At 71.7% G+C, this 17,507-nt stretch carries 20 protein-coding genes and 1 pseudogene; 10 read left to right on the top strand and 11 right to left on the bottom strand.

The annotated features are described in order from the left end of the window. Nucleotides 1-757 (top strand): NmrA family NAD(P)-binding protein (locus ACFFNX_RS19145; protein WP_378203639.1); only part of this gene is annotated, 757 nt, incomplete at its 5' end. 171 nt (nucleotides 758-928) lie between these two features. Continuing rightward, on the top strand, nucleotides 929-1,816 hold the full coding sequence (locus tag ACFFNX_RS19140; RefSeq protein ID WP_378203636.1) for a Vgb family protein: 888 nt from the start codon (nucleotides 929-931) through the stop codon (nucleotides 1,814-1,816). 30 nt (nucleotides 1,817-1,846) lie between these two features. Here the strand turns inward: ACFFNX_RS19140 and ACFFNX_RS19135 are convergent, their stop codons facing one another. After that, entirely contained in the window at nucleotides 1,847-2,362 is a 516-nt protein-coding gene (locus ACFFNX_RS19135) for a CGNR zinc finger domain-containing protein (protein WP_378203633.1), read from the bottom strand. 102 nt (nucleotides 2,363-2,464) lie between these two features. On the opposite strand from ACFFNX_RS19135, the gene ACFFNX_RS19130 reads away from it, so the two are divergent. Both ACFFNX_RS19130 and ACFFNX_RS19125 read left to right on the top strand, forming a co-directional pair. Continuing rightward, complete coding sequence (locus ACFFNX_RS19130; RefSeq protein WP_378203630.1) at nucleotides 2,465-3,097, top strand: LysE family translocator; 633 nt, start codon at nucleotides 2,465-2,467, stop codon at nucleotides 3,095-3,097. 43 nt (nucleotides 3,098-3,140) lie between these two features. Beyond that, entirely contained in the window at nucleotides 3,141-3,725 is a 585-nt protein-coding gene (locus ACFFNX_RS19125) for a hypothetical protein (protein WP_378203627.1), read from the top strand. 56 nt (nucleotides 3,726-3,781) lie between these two features. On the opposite strand, the gene ACFFNX_RS19120 is transcribed toward ACFFNX_RS19125, so the two are convergent. The 6 genes from ACFFNX_RS19120 to ACFFNX_RS19095 all read right to left on the bottom strand — a co-directional run bounded on the left by ACFFNX_RS19120 (nucleotide 3,782) and on the right by ACFFNX_RS19095 (nucleotide 8,357). Further along, nucleotides 3,782-4,651: a maleylpyruvate isomerase family mycothiol-dependent enzyme gene (locus tag ACFFNX_RS19120; RefSeq protein WP_378203624.1), complete on the bottom strand. Its 870-nt coding sequence runs from the start codon at nucleotides 4,649-4,651 to the stop codon at nucleotides 3,782-3,784. Further along, entirely contained in the window at nucleotides 4,651-4,968 is a 318-nt protein-coding gene (locus tag ACFFNX_RS19115; RefSeq protein WP_378203622.1) for a hypothetical protein, read from the bottom strand. Before ACFFNX_RS19115 ends, ACFFNX_RS19120 begins: the two co-directional genes overlap by 1 nt. Before the next feature lie 241 nt (nucleotides 4,969-5,209). Beyond that, the gene (locus tag ACFFNX_RS19110) at nucleotides 5,210-6,142 is read right to left on the bottom strand and encodes an ABC transporter substrate-binding protein (RefSeq protein WP_378203619.1); all 933 of its coding nucleotides are present in this window, start codon (nucleotides 6,140-6,142) and stop codon (nucleotides 5,210-5,212) included. Between the two features lie 30 nt (nucleotides 6,143-6,172). Beyond that, the gene (locus ACFFNX_RS19105) at nucleotides 6,173-6,859 is read right to left on the bottom strand and encodes an ABC transporter permease (RefSeq protein ID WP_378203616.1); all 687 of its coding nucleotides are present in this window, start codon (nucleotides 6,857-6,859) and stop codon (nucleotides 6,173-6,175) included. Continuing rightward, a complete protein-coding gene (locus ACFFNX_RS19100) occupies nucleotides 6,856-7,548 on the bottom strand; it encodes an ABC transporter permease (protein ID WP_378203613.1) in 693 nt (230 codons plus the stop codon). Before ACFFNX_RS19100 ends, ACFFNX_RS19105 begins: the two co-directional genes overlap by 4 nt. Beyond that, nucleotides 7,545-8,357, bottom strand: coding sequence for an ABC transporter ATP-binding protein (locus ACFFNX_RS19095; RefSeq protein ID WP_378203609.1), 813 nt, complete (start codon nucleotides 8,355-8,357; stop codon nucleotides 7,545-7,547). Before ACFFNX_RS19095 ends, ACFFNX_RS19100 begins: the two co-directional genes overlap by 4 nt. Nucleotides 8,358-8,465: 108 nt before the next feature. Between ACFFNX_RS19095 and ACFFNX_RS19090 the strand changes: the two genes are divergently transcribed. Beyond that, nucleotides 8,466-9,911, top strand: coding sequence for an aromatic amino acid ammonia-lyase (locus tag ACFFNX_RS19090; RefSeq protein ID WP_378203606.1), 1,446 nt, complete (start codon nucleotides 8,466-8,468; stop codon nucleotides 9,909-9,911). A 132-nt stretch (nucleotides 9,912-10,043) separates the two neighbouring features. Beyond that, a pseudogene (locus tag ACFFNX_RS19085) lies at nucleotides 10,044-10,724 on the top strand (leucine zipper domain-containing protein). Between the two features lie 6 nt (nucleotides 10,725-10,730). Here ACFFNX_RS19085 and ACFFNX_RS19080 read toward each other — a convergent pair. Then, nucleotides 10,731-11,351 carry a TetR/AcrR family transcriptional regulator gene (locus ACFFNX_RS19080; protein WP_378203603.1) on the bottom strand — a complete coding sequence of 207 codons (621 nt, stop codon included), beginning with the start codon at nucleotides 11,349-11,351 and terminating at the stop codon, nucleotides 10,731-10,733. A 178-nt stretch (nucleotides 11,352-11,529) separates the two neighbouring features. Between ACFFNX_RS19080 and ACFFNX_RS19075 the strand changes: the two genes are divergently transcribed. Beyond that, a complete protein-coding gene (locus tag ACFFNX_RS19075) occupies nucleotides 11,530-12,627 on the top strand; it encodes an aldo/keto reductase (protein ID WP_378203600.1) in 1,098 nt (365 codons plus the stop codon). Between the two features lie 20 nt (nucleotides 12,628-12,647). Here ACFFNX_RS19075 and ACFFNX_RS19070 read toward each other — a convergent pair whose 3' ends face one another. After that, complete coding sequence (locus tag ACFFNX_RS19070; RefSeq protein ID WP_378203597.1) at nucleotides 12,648-13,079, bottom strand: MarR family winged helix-turn-helix transcriptional regulator; 432 nt, start codon at nucleotides 13,077-13,079, stop codon at nucleotides 12,648-12,650. Nucleotides 13,080-13,155: 76 nt separating this feature from the next. Between ACFFNX_RS19070 and ACFFNX_RS19065 the strand changes: the two genes are divergently transcribed. Together ACFFNX_RS19065 and ACFFNX_RS19060 are read left to right on the top strand one after the other, a co-directional pair. After that, a complete protein-coding gene (locus tag ACFFNX_RS19065; RefSeq protein WP_378203595.1) occupies nucleotides 13,156-13,512 on the top strand; it encodes a VOC family protein in 357 nt (118 codons plus the stop codon). Next, nucleotides 13,505-14,434: a DNA-3-methyladenine glycosylase family protein gene (locus tag ACFFNX_RS19060; protein WP_378203592.1), complete on the top strand. Its 930-nt coding sequence runs from the start codon at nucleotides 13,505-13,507 to the stop codon at nucleotides 14,432-14,434. Before ACFFNX_RS19065 ends, ACFFNX_RS19060 begins: the two co-directional genes overlap by 8 nt. 10 nt (nucleotides 14,435-14,444) lie before the next feature. Here the strand turns inward: ACFFNX_RS19060 and ACFFNX_RS19055 are convergent, their stop codons facing one another. Next, on the bottom strand, nucleotides 14,445-14,822 hold the full coding sequence (locus ACFFNX_RS19055) for a MerR family transcriptional regulator (RefSeq protein WP_378203589.1): 378 nt from the start codon (nucleotides 14,820-14,822) through the stop codon (nucleotides 14,445-14,447). Nucleotides 14,823-14,927: 105 nt separating this feature from the next. Here ACFFNX_RS19055 and ACFFNX_RS19050 point away from each other — a divergent pair, with 105 nt between their 5' ends. Beyond that, on the top strand, nucleotides 14,928-16,001 hold the full coding sequence (locus tag ACFFNX_RS19050; protein WP_378203586.1) for an alkene reductase: 1,074 nt from the start codon (nucleotides 14,928-14,930) through the stop codon (nucleotides 15,999-16,001). 852 nt (nucleotides 16,002-16,853) lie between these two features. Here the strand turns inward: ACFFNX_RS19050 and ACFFNX_RS19045 are convergent. Next, a partial coding sequence (locus ACFFNX_RS19045) for a response regulator transcription factor (protein ID WP_446678518.1) occupies nucleotides 16,854-17,507 on the bottom strand: 654 nt, incomplete at its 5' end.

Raw genomic sequence — 17,507 nt, 5'->3', positions numbered from 1 at the left:
CGAGGCCGGCGCCGAGCTCGTACGCGGGGACTTCGACGATCCGGCGAGCCTGCCGCCCGCGCTCGACGGCGCCGCCGCGGTGGTCGGCGTACCGCCCGTGGCCTTCGGGCCGGCCGGACCCGAGACGGACCTCGAGGCGGCCCGCGGCCGGGCGCTGATCGACGCGACGGCCGCGGCGGGAATCGAGCAGGTGGTGTTCAGCACCGTCGCCTCGGCATCGGCGGCATCGTGGGGTTCGGCGGGGAAGGCGCTGATCGAGGAGTACCTGCACGACCACATCGCGCTGCCCACCGTGCTGCGTCCGGTCCGGTTCATGAGCAACTATCTCGGCGGCGGAAGGACCGGCATCGACGGTGTTTCGGACGGCGTGCACCGGCACCTGTTCCCGCCGCACGAGCCCATGCAGATCATCGCGCTGGAGGACGTCGCCGAGTTCGCCGCGCTGGCGTTCGCGGATCCGGCCCGGTTCGCCGGACGGACCCTGGAACTGGCCGGTGACGAACCGACCCCGGTCGAGGCCGCCGCCGCGATCACCGAGGCCACGGGCATTCCGGTCCGGTACGAGCAGCTCACCGACGACGAGGCCGCCGCGATCGGCCCGGAGGTCGCCGAGACCAGGAAGCGCTGGCAGGCCGGTCACCGCTGGCACGCCGACATCGAGGCACTGCGCGTGATCCACCCCGGACTCCGCACTCTCACCGACTGGCTCACCGAATCCGGCGCCACCGCCATCCGCACCCACCTCACCGCCGGCTGAGGCCGACGGCCGGGTGAGCGTTCGGGAGAACGTGCGGCCCGCCCGGCGGTCCGGCCGAAGCGCGGTCCCACGGCCGGGGCAAAAAGATCTCGATGTCCGTCGGCTCCGCCGGTAACGTCTCCGGGGCCACATCGAACGCGTTGCCGCCGAACACCGCCGGTAGGAGGCCCGATGACACACACGTCCGTCGAGGAGTACGCCGTCACCGGGCCCGATGCCGGCCCGTACGCGATCACGACCGGGCCGGACGGCGCACTCTGGTACACCCTGGTCCACGGCGGCCGGATCGGCCGGATCGTCCCCGGCGGCGAACCCACGAGCCACCGGCTCGATCCGGCGTGCGGACCGACGATCATCGTCGCCGGGCCGGACGGCGCGCTGTGGTTCACCGAGTACCAGGCACACCGCATCGGGCGCATCACGACCGACGGCGCGGTCACGGAGTTCGGGCTGCCGGCCCCGGACCGCGGGCCGTTCGGCATCGCCGCGGGACCGGACGGCGCACTGTGGTTCACCGAGACCGCCGCCGACCGTGTCGGCAGGATCACCACCGACGGCGCGGTCACCGAGTTCCCGCTCCCGGTCACCGGCGCCTTCCCCTCCGCGATCACCGCCGGTGCCGACGGCGGCATGTGGTTCACCCTCAACCAGGGCAACGCCATCGGCCGCATCGGCATGGACGCGGAGATCACCATCCATCCGCTGCCGACCGAGGCCGCCGCGCCGGTGGGCATCGCCGCGGGCCGGGACGGCGCGCTGTGGTTCGTGGAGATCGCCGCCGGCCAGATCGGCCGGATCGGCACCGACGGCGCGATCACCGAGTTCCCGCTGCCCGACCGGTCCGCCCGGCCGCACGCCATCACCCCCGGCGACGACGACCGGCAGTGGTTCACCGAATGGGGCGGCAACCGCGTCGGCTCGATCGCCCCGGACGGCACGATCCAGCTCCACGACCTGCCCACGCCCAAGTCGGAACCGCACGGCATCACCCTCGGCCCGGACGGCGCACTGTGGACGGCACTCGAGATCGGCGCACTCGCCCGCGTCGCCGCTGGGTGAGGGCGGCGGCGTCGCCCGCGAGCGCGCCGCTCAGCCCTGAGCGCGGCGGCTGCGGAAGGCGGCGACGCGCGTACGGTTCTGGCAGGTCACGGAGCAGAAGCGGCGCCGGCCACCGGGAGAGGTGTCGATGTAAACGTCGGCGCAGCGGAGGTCCGCGCACATGCCGAGCCGGTGGGAGTCGTGGCCGGCGAGGTACTCGCGCAGGGCGACCGCCGCGGAGGCGAGAACCGCGTCACGCTCGTCCGCGACGAGCCACCCGGAGTACAGACGGCCGGCCTCGGCGCCCAGAGCCGGGCGGACCCCGGTGTCGGCGAGGAGCCGGGTGACCAGCCGGGCGCGCTCGGCGGGGTCGGATACCGCGAACACCGGGTGGAGGCGATCCGCGACCTCGGCCAGTACGCGGTCGCCGGGCCGCGCACCGAGCCGTTCCTCGATGTCCGCGGCGGGCGGGTAAGGCTGGTCGCTCCGGCCGTCCTCGCGACGAGGGTCGGTCCCCCATCCGTTGATGAGCTCGACCAGTGTGTCCAGCGGCATGGCCTCGACCATGGGCCGACTGTAACGCGATGAGCCGAGTCTGGGCGTTGCATTGCCGCCCAGGACGGCCGTAACGTGTGAACGGCATTCATTGCGTTACAGATGGAGTCCGGCGTGCTCGACCTCGCGGTTCTTCCCGGTTACCTCCTGGCGGTGTTGCTGGTCACGATCCCTCCGGGGCCGGACAACGCCTACATCGTCGCCGTCGCGATCGACCGGGGCCCGCGCGCGGGCGTCCTGTCCGCCGTCGGCATGTCACTGGGCATGCTCGTACACGTGACCGCCGCCTCGCTCGGCCTGGCCATCGTGTTGCGGTCGGCCCCACTGGCATTGACCGCGGTACGCCTGGGCGGGGCCGCCTACCTGGCCTGGCTCGCCGTCACCACACTGCGGAGCGCTCGGCGCTCGGGCCACGTCACGCACGCCCCACCGCCCGACCGGCGGGTGCTGGCCCGGGCCGTCCTCACGAACCTCACCAACCCCAAGGTCATCCTCTTCTTCGCCGCGTTCCTGCCCCAGTTCGCCAGGGCCGGGCGCGGCCCGGCCGCCCTCCAGTTCCTCACCCTCGGCCTGATCTTCCTGCTCGTCGGCCTGGCCTGGGACAGCCTCGTCGGCCTGTCCGCCGGCCGCCTGGGCGGCGCGTTGAAGAGCGACGGCCGCGCCGCCGCCGCGGTGACCGTCACCGCCGGAGTCACCTTCGCCGTCCTGGCGCTGCTGCTGCTCCTGCAGGCCCTGCCGACCGGCTGAGCCCGGATGGAACGCGTCACGGGAAGGGCGCGTCTGACCGGGCATGGCCACACCGCCGTACGCCGCCGCATCCGAACTCCGTCCGCGACGTCTGTGGTACGCGATCGCGGCGCTGATCCTGGTGGCCGGCGTGGCGACCGCCGCCGTGATCTTCATCAGGCTCATCGCCGGGGCCGGACCAGCCCGGACCTTCGGCCCCGGCGAGACGGTGACCCTTCACCTGGGCAAGGACCCGCGGCCCGGCTTCTACGTCACCGGCACGGGCTCCCCGGACGACCACTGCTACGCCCGCGACTCGGCCGGACGGCGGTTCGCGGCCGAGCCGATCTCGGGGACCACCACCATCACCGAGAACGGCACCCGCTGGCACGTCCTGTCCCACCTGCGCCTGCCGGCCGACGGCACGTACCAGGTCACCTGCCCGCGGACCGCCGCCAACGCCGGCGCGCGATACGGCATCGGCACCCCGCCCGAGACCGGGCAGATGGTGGGAAAGATCTTCGCCGTGATCCTGATCCCCATGGCGGCGCTCGCGGCCGCCACGGTGATCATCATCGTGGTCGCCGTACGACGCTCCTCACACCGCCGTCGCCTGGCCGCGCCGCCCACGCCGCACTGGGGCGGCTAGGGACTCGGGGAAGGGCGAGCCATTCGAGCCGGCGAAACAGATACGCACGTCTCTCGTCATCCGGACCGCCCTCGGTTCCCTTCCGGCCCCGACCAGATGATCGACACGATCTGGAGGGCCGCCGTCGCGAGGTGCCGGTCGCCGTCGACGCGGGCGCGTTCGGCCGCCTGAGCGGGAGTGATGCCGCGAGTGCACAGGCGCCAGGTCGTGTCGGCGTCGAGTTCGAGCCGTGCGGTGGGCGAGGGACGCGGCCCGCGGGCCAGCCGCCAGCGGCCGGACCCGCGGGTGCAGGTCCAGTCTCCCCCGCCGGGCCCGGTCACGGTCACCCCGAGGGCGGCGCCCGGCGGCGCGGTCACGTCGCGCAGCGTGTGCGGCAGCCCCCGCAGGAAGGTGTCGATGACGGGGCCGGCATAGTGCGGGTCGGTGAGTCCGGCCCGGCCGGTCGCCTCGCAGATCTGCTGCTGGTGGGTCCAGAACTCGGTGTACTCGCGGGCCACGTCCAGCCAGTACGGGTGCGGCTCGGGTCCGGCCCAGCGCACCGGCCCGCCGAGGGCGTCCAGGTCGACGGTCCGCCAGAACGCGATGATCTGGTCCGCGGCGTTGGACAGCAGGTCGATGAGCAGCGGAGGGCTGATGCCGCGAGCGGCCTCGACCCACCGGCCGTTGATGCGGTCGAGGAAGGCGGGGAACGCCTCGCCGTCTCGCGGACGCACCGCATGGAAGCCGTCCCGGTGCATGGACAGGCGTCCGAGGTGGTCGCCGAGCACGTGGGCGGCGACGTCCTTGACGTTCCAGCCGGGGCAGATCGTCGGCCTGGCCCACTCGTCGCCGTCGAGCCGGCGCAGCAGCTCGACGAACGCGGCCTGCTGCTCGGCGAACACCGGCCGGACGTCGATGGGCGGTCCCAGCCAGGAGGTGTCGGTCATCACTGCCCCTCGATGCCTCGAAGACGGCGCTGGGCGCGCAGCGCGCGGCGGGCCTCGTGACGGCTGCGGCGCCGCGCTTCGCGCCGGAGGTACTGCCACTCCCGGCCCCCATCGGCACCGCCGCACTCGAACCAGTAGTGGTCGGTGGCACGCCAGTGACAGCCGCTCGTACGGTGACTCAGGGATGCGCTGCCGGCGGTGATCTCGTCCGGCAGCGTGCACGGCCCGAACCGATGATCGTGCACGGGCACGCAGGTCACCATCGGCGCGTCGGCCACCCGCACCCACCAGGGCCGGGTCTTGTCGGTCTTGCTCATACGGTCGCCTTCCGGCTCCGTGACGCCCCTGGCCGGGGCCGTCATAAGACCGGATGCACCGTGATCACCTCCGAACGCGCGCCCGGCCCGCCGGGGCCGGGAGAGACCGACTCCGACGGTACCGCGAGCGGCACGGGCCTGGGGGCGTGGGACCGGGCCCCGTACGGGCCGAGGGCGGGCACGGTGTGGTGGACACACCGCGCCCGCCCTCGGTCGGTCGGTCGCCGGGAAGGCGTCAGCGTCAGCCGAGGCCGGCCTTGCTCAGCCAGTCCTTGGCGACGGTGTCGGCGTCGTCCTTGTCGGAGACCACGCGCGTCATCATGGCGAGCAGGTCCTGGGTGGTCAGCTTGGCCGAGACCGCGTTGAGCGCCGCCTGCGCGTTGGCGTCGACGCCGGACTTGTAGACGAGTGGCGTGACGTTCTGTGCGCTGAAGACGTTCTGCGGGTCCTGGAGCACGACGAACTTGTTCGCCGCGATCGTCGGGTCGGTGGTGAACAGGTCGGCCGCCTGGATCGTGTTGTTCTTCAGCAGCTTGACCAGCGTGGTCTGGGCGTTGGCGTCGAACGGCTGGAACTTCTTGAACTTCAGGCCGTACTTCTTCTCCAGCCCGACCAGGCCCTGCTCACGGGTCTTGAACTCCGACGGGCCGCCGATCGTCACCTGGCCGGCCGCCGACTTGAGGTCGGCGATCGACTTGAGGTTGTACTTCTGCGCGGTCTGGGGGTTGACCGTCACCGAGTCCTTGTCCTCGGCCTGGGAGGAGTCGAGGATCGCCAGGGTCGCGGGGAGCTTGGCCTTGAGGGCGGCGTTGACGTCGGCGGTCGTCACGGCGGTGCTGGACTTGTCGACCGACGTCGTCAGCAGGGCGCCGTTGTACTCCGGCATCACGGTGATGGCGCCGGACTTGACCTGGTCGTAGTAGACCTCACGGCTGCCGATGTTGAACTTCCTGGTGACCTTGACGCCCTTGGCCTCCAGCGCCTGGGCGTACAGCTCACCGAGGAGCTGGCTCTCGGGGAAGTTCGCCGAGCCGACGACGACGTTGGCGCCTCCGCCGGCGGGCTTTTGGTCCAGGGGGTTGTCGCTACCGCCCTTGTCACTGCTGCCACCGCACGCGCTGAGGGCCAGCGCTGCGACGACGCCGAGGACGGCGCCACGGACTATCCGTATCATTTTCCGTTTTCCTCTTCTCGTTCCAACGTCTTACGAGGTACGCGACGATCCGCGCAGTCCGGGGGACACGACCGCCCTCCGGATGCCGACGAAGGCGACCTGCACGATCACGGCAAGGAGCACGACCAGTACTGAACCACCCACCACCGACGAGTAGTCCTTGCGCGCGAGGCCGTCGACGATGAACCGGCCGAGACCGCCGATGCCCGCGTACGCCGCGATGGTGGCCGTCGCGACGACCTGGATCGCGGCGGTGCGCAGGCCCAGGAGGATGAGGGGTATCGCGACCGGGATCTCGGCCTTGAGCAGGACGCCGGGGCCTTTCATGCCCATGCCCTTCGCGGCGTCCTTGATGTCGGCGTCGACGCTGCGGATCCCCTCGTACGTGTTGACGAGGATCGGTGGTGTGGCGAGCGCGATCAGCGGGATGATCACCGGGGTCAGGCCGATGGAGGTGACGGTCACCACGAGCAGCAGCAGCCCGAGTGTGGGGATGGCGCGCGCGAGGTTGGCGAGGCTGACGACGATAAAGCCGCCCCGGCCGGTGTGGCCGACGAGCGCGCCGAGCGGCAGTGCGATCACGGCGGCGATGGCCAGGGCGAGCGCGCTGTAGCCGAGGTGTTCGAACAGGCGATGCGGGATGCCGTCGCCGCCGCTCCAGTGCGCGGAGGCGGTGAGCCAGTTCCACGCGGCGTTGATCTGGTCGACGAGGTTCATCCGTTACTCCTCCGGGTCCGCGCCCACGGGGTGAGCAACCGCTGTGCCGCGACGAGCACGCCGTCGCTGATGAGGGCGAGGGCGAGGATCAGCACGCTGGAGACGATGATCGGTGTGGTGAAGTCGCGGGAGTAGCCGTCGATGAACTCCTGGCCGAGCCCGCCGTTGCCGACCAGGACGCCGACGCTGACGAGGCTGATGGAGGCGACCGTCGCGACCCGCGCACCCGCGATGACGACCGGGACCGCGATCGGGAGTTCGACCTGGACCAGCCGGCGGAGCGTGCCGAAGCCCATCGCGGTGGCCGCCTGGCGCACCGGCTCGGGGACCGACCGCAGTCCGTCCACGACGTTCGGCACGAGGACCGACAGGGAGAACAGCGTGAGCGGCACGATGATCGTGAAGTCCGCCTTGCCGCCGCTGCCGACGCCGAAGTACGGCAGGAGGATCATGAACAGCGCGATCGACGGCACCCCGTACAGGATGTTGGCGACGCCCAGCGTCGGCGGGTACAGCCAGCGCCAGCGCATGCACACGACGCCGAGCGGGACCGCGATGACCAGCCCGAACAGGATCGGCAGCAGCGCGAGCTTGATGTGGTGGAGCGTCAGGTCGGTGAGCAGGTCGGTGTGGTCACCGATCCAGTTCCAGCGGATCAGCGGCTCACCGTCGGCGGCGAGTGCGCTCATCGCTCCGCCGCCTCGACCTCGTTCTCGGCCTTGCCGGGCTCGGGAGTGGCCTCCAGCTCGCGGTTGAAGCGCAGCCGCCTGAGGCCCTTCTCGCCGCCGAGGAACTCGGTGACGAAGCCCTCGGCGGGGTCGCTCAGCAGTTCGTCGGGGGTGGCGTGCTGGGCGAGGGTGCCGCCGACCTGGAAGACCGCGATGCGGTGCCCGAGCTTGATCGCCTCGTCGATGTCGTGTGTGACGAAGGCGATCGTCTTGCGCACCTCGGACTGGAGCCGCAGGAACTCATCCTGCAGGCTCTTGCGCACGATCGGGTCGACGGCGCTGAACGGCTCGTCCATCAGCATGACCGGAGGGTCGGCGGCGAGCGCCCGCGCGACGCCGACGCGCTGCTGCTGCCCGCCGGAGAGCTGGAAGGGATAGCGCTTGGCCATCTTGGTGTCCAGGCCCACGCGCTCCATCAACTCCATGGCGGTCGCACGCGCCTTCTTCTTGTCCCAGCCGAGCAGGTACGGCACGGTGGCGATGTTGTCGACGATCGTGCGGTGCGGGAACAGCCCCGCGTGCTGGATCACATAACCGATGCCACGGCGCAGATCGGAGGCGTCCTTTTTGCGGATATCCTCCCCGTCAATGCTGATGGTGCCGGCGGTAGGGTCGATCATCCGGTTGATCATCCGTAGCGACGTGGTCTTGCCACAGCCGGACGGGCCGACGAACACGGTGATCTGGCCGGAGGGGATCTCCAACGTCAAATCGTCAACGGCCACGGTGCCGTCCGGGTATCGCTTGGTGACGCCGTCGAACTTGATCAAGAGTGACTCTCTCTCTAGAGGCGGCCCAGTGGTCCGGGACGACCGCGACTCGTTTCCAAGTTAAGAGGTCAAGATAGTGGTATTTGTACCGTCTATGCGGGTGTGGCCATGAGCCAAACGGCCATAGCGGTCAACGGTAGCGGGTTGAACTGCGACGTTGTAACCGCTGTAGCCCGAGATGGCGCCTTCGTTACCGTTACTCCACAAGCCGTGGAGAATGCGCGGCAGGCGTGGGAGGTCGTGCGGGAAGTCGCCGCGCGGCGGCCAGTGTACGGGCGGACCACCGGAGTGGGCGCCAACCGCGACGTCGCGATCGAGGACGACGATGCCCACGGCCTGCGGCTACTGCGCAGCCACTCCGGCGGCGCGGGCCCTCTCATGTCGGCCGAGAACGTCCGCGCGATGCTCGTCGTACGCCTCAACCAGATCGCCGCGGGCGGCTCCGGCGTCGACCCGGATGTGCTCGGTGCCCTCGCGGATGTGATCAATCGCTGGCTCATTCCCCCGATCCCAGCGTATGGCGCGATCGGCACCGGCGACCTGACCGCCCTCGCGTCGACCGCCCTGTGCCTGATCGGCGAACGCCCGTGGCAGGGCGGCGCGTCCACCGCGCGCTTCCCGCTGCGGCCCGCCGACGCGCTCGCCTTCATCAGCTCCAACGCCGCGACGCTGGGCGAGTCGGCGCTGGCGTGCCGGGACGTGCTCGAACTGCTGCGGGCCTCGATCCCCGTCACCGGACTGTCGCTGCTCGCGGTCCAGGGGTCCTCGGAGGCGTACGCGGCCCCGGTGCACGAGAACTGCCCGCATCCGGGTCGCCGCCGGGTCGCCGACACCATGCGGGGGCTGCTCGACGGCGTCGAGCTCGTCCCGTCGCGCATCCAGGACCCGTACGGTTACCGGGCGTTCCCGCAGGTCCACGGCCCTGCCGTGGACGCGGCGGAGAACGTCGAGACGATCGTCACACGGGAGATCAACGCGTCGTCGGAGAACCCCCTCGTGGACGTCGCGGGCCGTACGGTGTGGCACAACGGCAGCTTCCACACCGCGTACGTGGGTCTGAGCCTGGACGCCGTACGGGCCGCGATGTTCCAGACGGCGGCGCTGTCGGCGGCCCGCCTGGGCACACTGGTCGAACCGGCCTTCACCGGCCTCGCGCCGTTCCAGGCCGCACCGGGCGAGCCGGGCTCGGGCATCATGATCCTGGAGTACGTCGCACACTCGGCGATCGCGGACATCCGGCGCCTGGCGACCCCGTCGGCCCTGGGCAACGCGGTACTGTCGCGAGGCGTCGAGGAGCACGCGGGCTTCTCCACCCAGTCGGCACGAGCGACGACGGAGGCGATCGGGGCGTACCGCATCGTGCTCGCATGCGAACTGGTCGCGGCCGTACGCGCCCTGCGCATGCAGGGCAGCATGCCGACGGGGCGCCTGGGCGAGGTCTTCGCCTCGGCGACGGCCGTACTGGACCCTCAGGTGGAGGACCGCGCCCTGGACGGCGACATCACCGCCGCAACCGACCTGCTCCCCCGCATCGCCGCACACGGGGTGTACTAGGTGTACCGACCACGGACGGTGGTAAGGCGACACGGCTGGATGATCTTGAAATAGGGAGGACCTCCTGCCGAGGTGTGTGTCACCACAACATGCACATCTCGTCCGGGAGGTCCTGGTGGTCCACGCTAACGGCTGGGGCTGGCGCGTTGCGTCGTGGAAGACAACCGGCCGTATCAGCGGGCGGGTGAGCGGTTCTAGGTCTCGGCCACCACGGCCAAGCGGTGGGCGGACCGGTACCGCCAACACGGCGCCACCGGGACGAACGACCGTTCCAGCCGCCCGCACCACAGCCCGTCCCGGACCCCACGCAAAACCGAGCAGCGGATCATCAAACTCCGCATCACCCACCGGCTGGGGCTGAACCCGGCCACGGCGCACCGGGTCCTGACCCGCTACCACTGCCCGCTCCCGACCTGGACCGGGGAACCGGCCGGGAGATCCCCCCGCTACGAACACGACCGGCCCGGCGGCCTGATCCACGTCGACGTCAAAAAAACTCGGCAACATCCCCGACGGCGGCGGGCGGCGCATCACCGGCAAACACAACCGGGCCGCTACCCCCGGCGCAACCCGGACCGACGCGGCGGAGCGCGCCTGGGCTACGACTACCCACAAGCTCACCCGCCCGTACCCGACCCCACGGCGAAGCCGAACGCCTCCACCGCACCCTGACCAACGAATGGGCCTGCACACGCCCCTACCACTCCGAAGCCGAACGCCCTTACACCATGGCCGCACACGTACAACATCACCGCACTCGGCGGCCTCCCACCCACCAGCCGCATCACCAAGCCGACGGGACAGAACACCTAGGGCCGGTCAGGCCGCGTCGGACCGGGCGCGTCGTCCGCTTGCGCGCAGGCTCTCGATGCCTGCGTCGAGGGCCGCCTCCAGGTGCGCGATGCGGCCCGTCGACATCAGCACCACGACGCCCCCCTGGATGCCGGCGAGCAGCGCGGCGGCGGCGCGTTCGGTGTCCAGGCCGGGGTCGATCTCGCCGAGGCCCTGCATGTGCCGGATCCCCACGGCGATCTCCTCCTGCCACGTGTGCAGCAGTTCGACGACCACGGCCTGGGCGCCGGGCGTACTGCGGCCGAGCTCTGAGACCAGATAGTTGATCGGGCAGTCGAGCTTCTGGCGGCGGTAGCGGTCGACCACCCGGTCGCGCCAGGCCGACCACGCCGGCCAGGAGGTGAGCTCGCCGAGCTGTGGCCGCTGGTCGGCGAGCACCTGGTCGGCCTCGTGGCGGGCGACCGCCAGGAGCAGTTCCTCCTTGCCCTCCGGGAAGTAGTGGAAGAGCTGGCTCTTGCTCGTGTCCGTACGAGCGCGTATGTCGTCGAGGGTGGTGGCGAGAACACCGTGCTCGCGGATCTCCGCCGCCGCGCCCTCGATGATCCGCTGCCGGGTCGCGAGCCCCTTCCGCGTCAGTGTTCGGGTCATCCGCTCCGCCTCCTCGCCCGCGCGCCGAGCATCCCACGCTACCCCGGACGAAGCGGGACGACCCGGGCCAGGCGTCCGTCGGCGATTTTGGACTTGCGGGTCCATTTTCGCCGACACATCTTTGTGGGCGAGGCGGCCGGTGGCCGGTCGCCGGAACACACTCTGGGGAGACGTGGACATGAACGACTACTACCTGCTCGGCCGGTCCGGGCTGCGGGTGAGCCGGCTGGCGCTGGGCACCATGAACTTCGGCACCGGCGGCTTCCACGCGGCGTACGGGAAGACCGAGGCGGAGGCCGAGCCCATCTTCCGGCGCTACCTGGAGGCCGGGGGCAACTTCATCGACACGGCGGACTTCTACACCGCCGGAGAGAGCGAGACCATCCTCGGCCGGCTGATCGCGTCCGCCGGGGTACGCGACAAGCTCGTGCTGACCAGCAAGTTCACCAACACCACCGACCCGGCCGACCCCAACGCCAGCGGCAACGGCCGCAAGCACATGATCCGGTCGGTGGAGGCCTCGCTGCGCCGGCTCGGCACCGACCACCTCGACCTGTACCTGCTCCACACCTGGGACCGGATCACCCCGGTCGAGGAGGTCGTGCGCACCTTCGACGACCTGGTGCGCGCCGGAAAGATCCGGTACGCCGGCCTGTCCGACGTGCCGGCCTGGTACGCCGCGCGGGCGCAGAGCTTCGCCGAGGCGCACGCCCTGACTCCGATGATCAATCTGCAGCTGCCCTACTCGCTGATCGCGCGGGACATCGAGCCGGAGTTCGTGCCGATGGCGCAGTCACTGGGGATGGGGATCACCGCGTGGAGCCCGATCGGCGGCGGGCTGCTCACCGGCAAGTACCGGCGCGGCGCGGACGGTCTGACGGGCGCGGGCCGGTTCACCACCGAAGGCGGAGGCCAGGTCCCGGTCGACGACCGCGACTGGCACGTGATCGAGGAACTGGAACGCGTGGCCGCCGACCTGGGCCGGAGCATGGCCCAGGTGGCGATCAACTGGGTGGCCACCCAGCCCGCCGTCGGGTCGGTGATCATCGGCGCGAGCAGCCCCGAGCAGCTCGACGGCAACCTCGCCGCGCTCGACCTGGAGATCCCGCCGGAGGCGCGCCGCCGGCTCGACCAGGCCGGCTCCCGGCCGCACAGGTCGGTCTACTCCATGTTCACCCCGGAGTACCAGTCATGGGTGGTGAGCCCGGGGCTGGGCATCGGCGACAAGCCAGCCGGGTACGCGCCGCCGACGTGGAACGGCGCCCCGGTCGGCTGACGCCGTACCCGCCGCGACCGTCACTCCGCGAGCGACTCGATGCAGGCGCGCAGCGTCGTGGCGAGCTGCTCGCGCTGGACGGGGCTGAGCGCGGCCAGCATCCGGTCCTCGACGGCGTCCGCTGAGCGATGGCAGGCCTCCAGCGTCTCGCGGCCGTCGGCGGTCAGCTCCGCCTGCAGGATGCGGCCGTGGCCGGGGTGGGGGTGGCGGCTCACCCACCGGCGCTGTTCGAGTTCGCGCAGGGCCTGGTTCATGGTCTGCGGGGTGACGAAGGCGCGGCGCGCCAGGTCGGCGTTGGACAGCCCGGGTTCCTCGGCCAGGGCGGTCAGCACGGCGTACTGGGGGAGCGTCACGCCCTGCTCGCGAAGCCGCCCGGCGAGTGCGGCGTGGAGCGCGGCCTGAGCACGTTTGAGCAGGTAGCCGGGACGCCCGGTGGAGTTCGACGGGGCCAAGGAGCCCTCCCTTGCGGAGTATCAGGTTACCTGACATAGTCTCAGGTAACCTGATACTAGCCGAGGAGAAGAGATCATGGCTGTCACCGGACCTGACTTCGTCGCACTCCAGGTACGCGACCTGGAGGCGTCCGCGCGCTTCTACACCGAGCGGCTGGGCCTGGCCCGCGCTGCCGTCTCACCGCCAGGGGCCGTGGTGTTCGCCACCGAGCCGGTCCCCTTCGCCGTCCGCGAGCCCATGGTCGACCTGGACGCCACCGACCGGCTGGGCTGGGGCGTGGCGCTGTGGCTGAAGGCCGACGACGTCGACAAGCTGCACGACGACCTGGCGAGCCACGGTGTCACCATCGTGACCGCCCCGTCCGACGGCCCGTTCGGCCGCACCTTCGCGTTCGCCGACCCCGACGGATACGTCGTGACACTCCATGGCTGAGGAGTTCACGCTGACCTCGCGAGGGCCGTTCTCGCTGGCGGCCTGCACCCGGTTCCTGGAGGGCTTCACCCCGGCCGGGCTCACCCGACGGGCGGACGAGCCCCTGGAACTGGCGTTCCCGGTGGACGGCGACGGCCGGACGGCCGGCGTACGCGTGCGCGAGCACCCGCACGGCGTCACCGCCGAGATCGTGAGCCCGGCGGCACCGGCACCCCGCCTGGCCGCCGCCATCCGATCCCAGGTGACCCGGATCCTGTCGCTCGACGTGGACGGATCCGGGTTCCCGGCCGTCGGCGACCGCGACCCGGTGGTGGCCGGGCTCCAGCGCCGCTACCCGGGTCTTCGCCCGGTCGGTTTCTGGTCGCCGTACGAGGCCGCCGCCTGGGCCGTCATCGGCCGGCGGATCCGGATGCGGCAGGCCGCCACGATCAAGGCCCGCATGGCGAGGGAACTCGGCGAGCCGGTCGCGTTCGGCGAACACGTGGTGCACGCCTTCCCCGCACCTGCGCGCCTGGCCGGGCTCGACGGCTTCGCCGGACTGTCCGGCCGCAAGCCCGAATGGCTGCGCTCGATCGCCCACGCCGCGCTCGACGGCCGCCTGGACGCCGCGCACCTGCGCGGCCTGCCGCGCGATGAGGCACTCGCCGAGCTGACCCGGCTGCCCGGCATCGGAGACTTCTCCGCCGAGCTCATCCTGCTGCGCGGCGCCGGCGACCCCGACCACGTCCCCGAGCACGAAGGGCGGCTTGCCCGCGCCGTCGCCCTCGCCTACGACCTGCCCGAACCTCCCTCCGCCGGGGAGCTGCGGCGCCTCGGCCAGAGTTGGAGGCCGTACCGCACCTGGGTCACCCTGCTCCTCCGCGTACGGCTGGAGGACGAGACCGGCGAGATCTCCGGCGTACCGCGCGCATCCGCCCCGTAAGGAACCCCGTTCAGCCGGCCAGTGGTACTCGCAGCGTCTCGCGGTGCGCTCGGGCCACGGCCATCAGCTTATCGAGCGCGTCGCGGGTGTGGCTGAGGTCGGCGATGTGCGCGGAGAGCCGGTCGCGCTCCTGTGCCATCCGTTCCAGGGCGGCGTCGGAGTTCTCCTCGCTGGGCGAGTCGACACAGGGCAGCAGTTCGGCGATGGTGCGGCTGGACAGGCCCGCAGCGTACAGGCGCTGGATGAACGTGACCCGCTCGACCTCGTCGTCGGTGTAGTGCCGCTGCCCGCTGGCGCTGCGGGTGCTGGTGAGCAGGCCCTGCTCTTCGTAGTAGCGCAGGGACCGGACGCTGACTCCGGCCCGTGACGCCAGCTCGCCGATGCGCACGTCGTCCTCCTCGTTGTGACCTGCGGCACAACACTTGCCTCTGACATTGACGTCAGCTTTTAGCGTAGCCGCCGTACGGGAGGACCACGACGTCCGGAGGATGACATGACGACTCTTTTCGACGGCTATCGGCTTGGCGACCTGACACTCCCCAACCGAATGGTGATGGCGCCGATGACGCGGGTTCGGGCGGCCGCGGGCGGTCTGGCGACGCCGTCGATGGCGGCCTACTACGCGCAGCGGGCGACGGCCGGGCTGATCATCTCCGAGGGCGTACAGCCGAGCCTGATCGGGCAGTCCAACCCCGGCACGCCGGGGCTGCACGCCGAGGAGCAGGTCACCGCCTGGCGCCCGGTGACCGCGGCCGTGCACGCCAACGGCGGGCGGATCTTCGCCCAGATCATGCACGGCGGCCGGGTCTCGCACCCCGACACCACCGGGACACGGCCGGTCGGGCCCTCGGCCGTCCCGGCCGTCGGCGAGGTGTTCACCCCGGCCGGGCCCCGGCCCGCGCCGACGCCGCGCGCCCTGGACACCGCCGAGGTGCCCGAGCACGCCGGGTCGTACGCCCGGGCCGCCCGCCGCGCCGTCGAGGCCGGCTTCGACGGCGTGGAGCTGCACGGCGCCAACGGCTACCTGATCTCGCAGTTCCTCTCCTCGAACGCCAACCTGCGCACGGACCGGTACGGAGGATCGGTGGCCAACCGGATCCGGTTCGCCGTCGAGGCGGTGTCCGCGACCGCCGAGGCCGTCGGCGGCCCCAGAACCGGGATCCGCCTCTCCCCCGGCGGGACGTTCTGGGGCGTGGAGGAGACCGACGTTCCCGAGCTGTACGCCGCGCTGCTGGCCGAGCTGGCCCGCCTCGACCTCGCCTACGTCCATTTCGAGGCCACCGCCGACGAAGAGGTGCTGGTGGGCCTGCGCCGCGCATGGCCGGGCACCCTCATCGTGAACCCGGTGGTCCCGATGGGCCCCAAGCAGACCGAACGGGCCGACGCCGACCGCTGGCTCGGGCTGGGCGCCGAGCTCATCAGCTTCGGCCGCGGCTTCATCGCCAACCCCGACCTGGTCGAACGCCTGCGCACCGGACTCCCGATCGCCCCCGTCGACGAGACCACGTACTACCAGGGTGGCGACGCGGGCTACCTGACCTACCCGGCGTACCAGTACACGGCCTGACTCCGCTCCTGCGGAAGGACCGGGCACGGCGCTTCGAGCGTCGCCGTCCTGCAGGACCACGCCGTCCAGCGGGACGGTACGGACCGACCTCCAGGAGAGACCGGAAGGCGGGCCCGCGGGGCTCCACGGCCGGCGGACCGCACAGAACGCCGCCGCCGAAGAGCAGCCGCAGCACCTGGGCGAAGCCGGAGCACACCACGATCCCCTCGGGCGTGGTCCGTACGCCGCGCGCCCGCGCCAGGTACCCGGCCGGCGTCGGGCGCGGCGCTCAGCGCGCGGCGGGCGGACCGAGCGCGGAAAGGACGCGGCGTCGGGCTGCCCCTGCCGGAGATCGTGCGCCGACGGTGCCGGGCGTGCGGGTGTCCTCTTCGGCACGCGCGTGGACCGTACGGGCTCGGCCGGGGCGCCATCCGCGAACCGCCAGGCGATCAGCCACCCCCGGTGACCAGTTCGGCCTGGGCGTCGGGACCGTGTTGCGGGCGAATGCCGAGAGATCACCGCTACCGCCCCGGACGAACCGACCGTCTGGCCGGACCTGTCGCGCTTCTCACCACCCTGGACGACGTCGCGGCCGAGACCCTGCTCGCCGAGCCCATCGCACCGCCGCTGAGCGTGCAGATCCGCCACTCGGCGGATCGCTCGCGGGCCGTCCGGCAGCCCGCACGGCCCGCCGGCCGAGCCCTGCGCGCTCTACCTGTTCGGCGGCCCGGGCCCGTCAGCGGCGGACAGCGGGATCTCGACGGCGCTTTTCCCGTCAGGACCGCAGGCCCGTCACCTTCCCCGATCCGGCCGGGATCACGGCCGACGCCGTCATCCCCGCGGTCCCGGCAGGTCGGCCGCGCGGCAGGCGGGTCACAGCCATCCGTTGCGTTCGGCGATGTGGACGGCTTCGGCGCGGGTGGTGGCGTTGGTCTTGCTGATGGCGGCGGAGAGGTGGTTGCGGACGGTGCCGCCGGACAGGTGGAGGGCGGCGGCGATGTCCGCGACCGTGGCGCCCTCGGCGGCGGCCTGGAGGACCTCGCGTTCGCGTTCGGTGAGGGGGTCGGGGCCGCTGGTGCGGGACTGGGCGGCCAGGACGGGGTCGACGACGCGCAGGCCGGAGTGGACCCGGCGGATCGCGTCGGCCAGGTGCTCCGGCGGGGCGTCCTTGACCACGAAACCGGCGGCGCCGGCGGCCATGGCGCGGGTGTAGTAGCCGGGGCGGCCGAACGTCGTGCACATGACGACGCGGCAGGCCGGCAGTGCGTCCCGCAGCTCGGCGGCCACGGTCAGGCCGTCGGCCCCGGGCATCTGCACATCCAGCAGGGCCACGTCCGGCCGGGTCCGCCGGGCGGCCGGCAGCACCTCCTCGCCGGTCCCCGCCTCGGCGACCACCTCGATGTCCCGCTCCAGGCCGAGCATCGCGGCCATCGCGCCCCGGACCATCGCCTGGTCGTCGGCCAGCAGTACGCGGATCACTGCTCGGCCGCCGTGGCCGCGAGGCGGAAGCCGCCGTCCGGAAGCGGG

Source organism: Actinoallomurus acaciae, assembly GCF_042429965.1.
GTDB lineage: Bacteria > Actinomycetota > Actinomycetes > Streptosporangiales > Streptosporangiaceae > Actinoallomurus > Actinoallomurus acaciae.
The sequence above is the reverse complement of the archived record's forward strand: the minus strand, read 5'-3'. Positions and strand labels throughout refer to the sequence as shown.

Coding starts and splice junctions, on each gene's coding strand:
- ACFFNX_RS19110 (WP_378203619.1), bottom strand. CDS start 6,142: ATGATACGGATAGTCCGTGGCGCCGTCCTCGGCGTCGTCGCAGCGCTG.
- ACFFNX_RS19140 (WP_378203636.1), top strand. CDS start 929: ATGACACACACGTCCGTCGAGGAGTACGCCGTCACCGGGCCCGATGCC.
- ACFFNX_RS19105 (WP_378203616.1), bottom strand. CDS start 6,859: ATGAACCTCGTCGACCAGATCAACGCCGCGTGGAACTGGCTCACCGCC.
- ACFFNX_RS19065 (WP_378203595.1), top strand. CDS start 13,156: ATGGCTGTCACCGGACCTGACTTCGTCGCACTCCAGGTACGCGACCTG.
- ACFFNX_RS19050 (WP_378203586.1), top strand. CDS start 14,928: ATGACGACTCTTTTCGACGGCTATCGGCTTGGCGACCTGACACTCCCC.
- ACFFNX_RS19075 (WP_378203600.1), top strand. CDS start 11,530: ATGAACGACTACTACCTGCTCGGCCGGTCCGGGCTGCGGGTGAGCCGG.
- ACFFNX_RS19060 (WP_378203592.1), top strand. CDS start 13,505: ATGGCTGAGGAGTTCACGCTGACCTCGCGAGGGCCGTTCTCGCTGGCG.
- ACFFNX_RS19120 (WP_378203624.1), bottom strand. CDS start 4,651: ATGACCGACACCTCCTGGCTGGGACCGCCCATCGACGTCCGGCCGGTG.
- ACFFNX_RS19125 (WP_378203627.1), top strand. CDS start 3,141: ATGGCCACACCGCCGTACGCCGCCGCATCCGAACTCCGTCCGCGACGT.
- ACFFNX_RS19080 (WP_378203603.1), bottom strand. CDS start 11,351: ATGACCCGAACACTGACGCGGAAGGGGCTCGCGACCCGGCAGCGGATC.
- ACFFNX_RS19090 (WP_378203606.1), top strand. CDS start 8,466: ATGAGCCAAACGGCCATAGCGGTCAACGGTAGCGGGTTGAACTGCGAC.
- ACFFNX_RS19115 (WP_378203622.1), bottom strand. CDS start 4,968: ATGAGCAAGACCGACAAGACCCGGCCCTGGTGGGTGCGGGTGGCCGAC.
- ACFFNX_RS19135 (WP_378203633.1), bottom strand. CDS start 2,362: ATGGTCGAGGCCATGCCGCTGGACACACTGGTCGAGCTCATCAACGGA.
- ACFFNX_RS19100 (WP_378203613.1), bottom strand. CDS start 7,548: ATGAGCGCACTCGCCGCCGACGGTGAGCCGCTGATCCGCTGGAACTGG.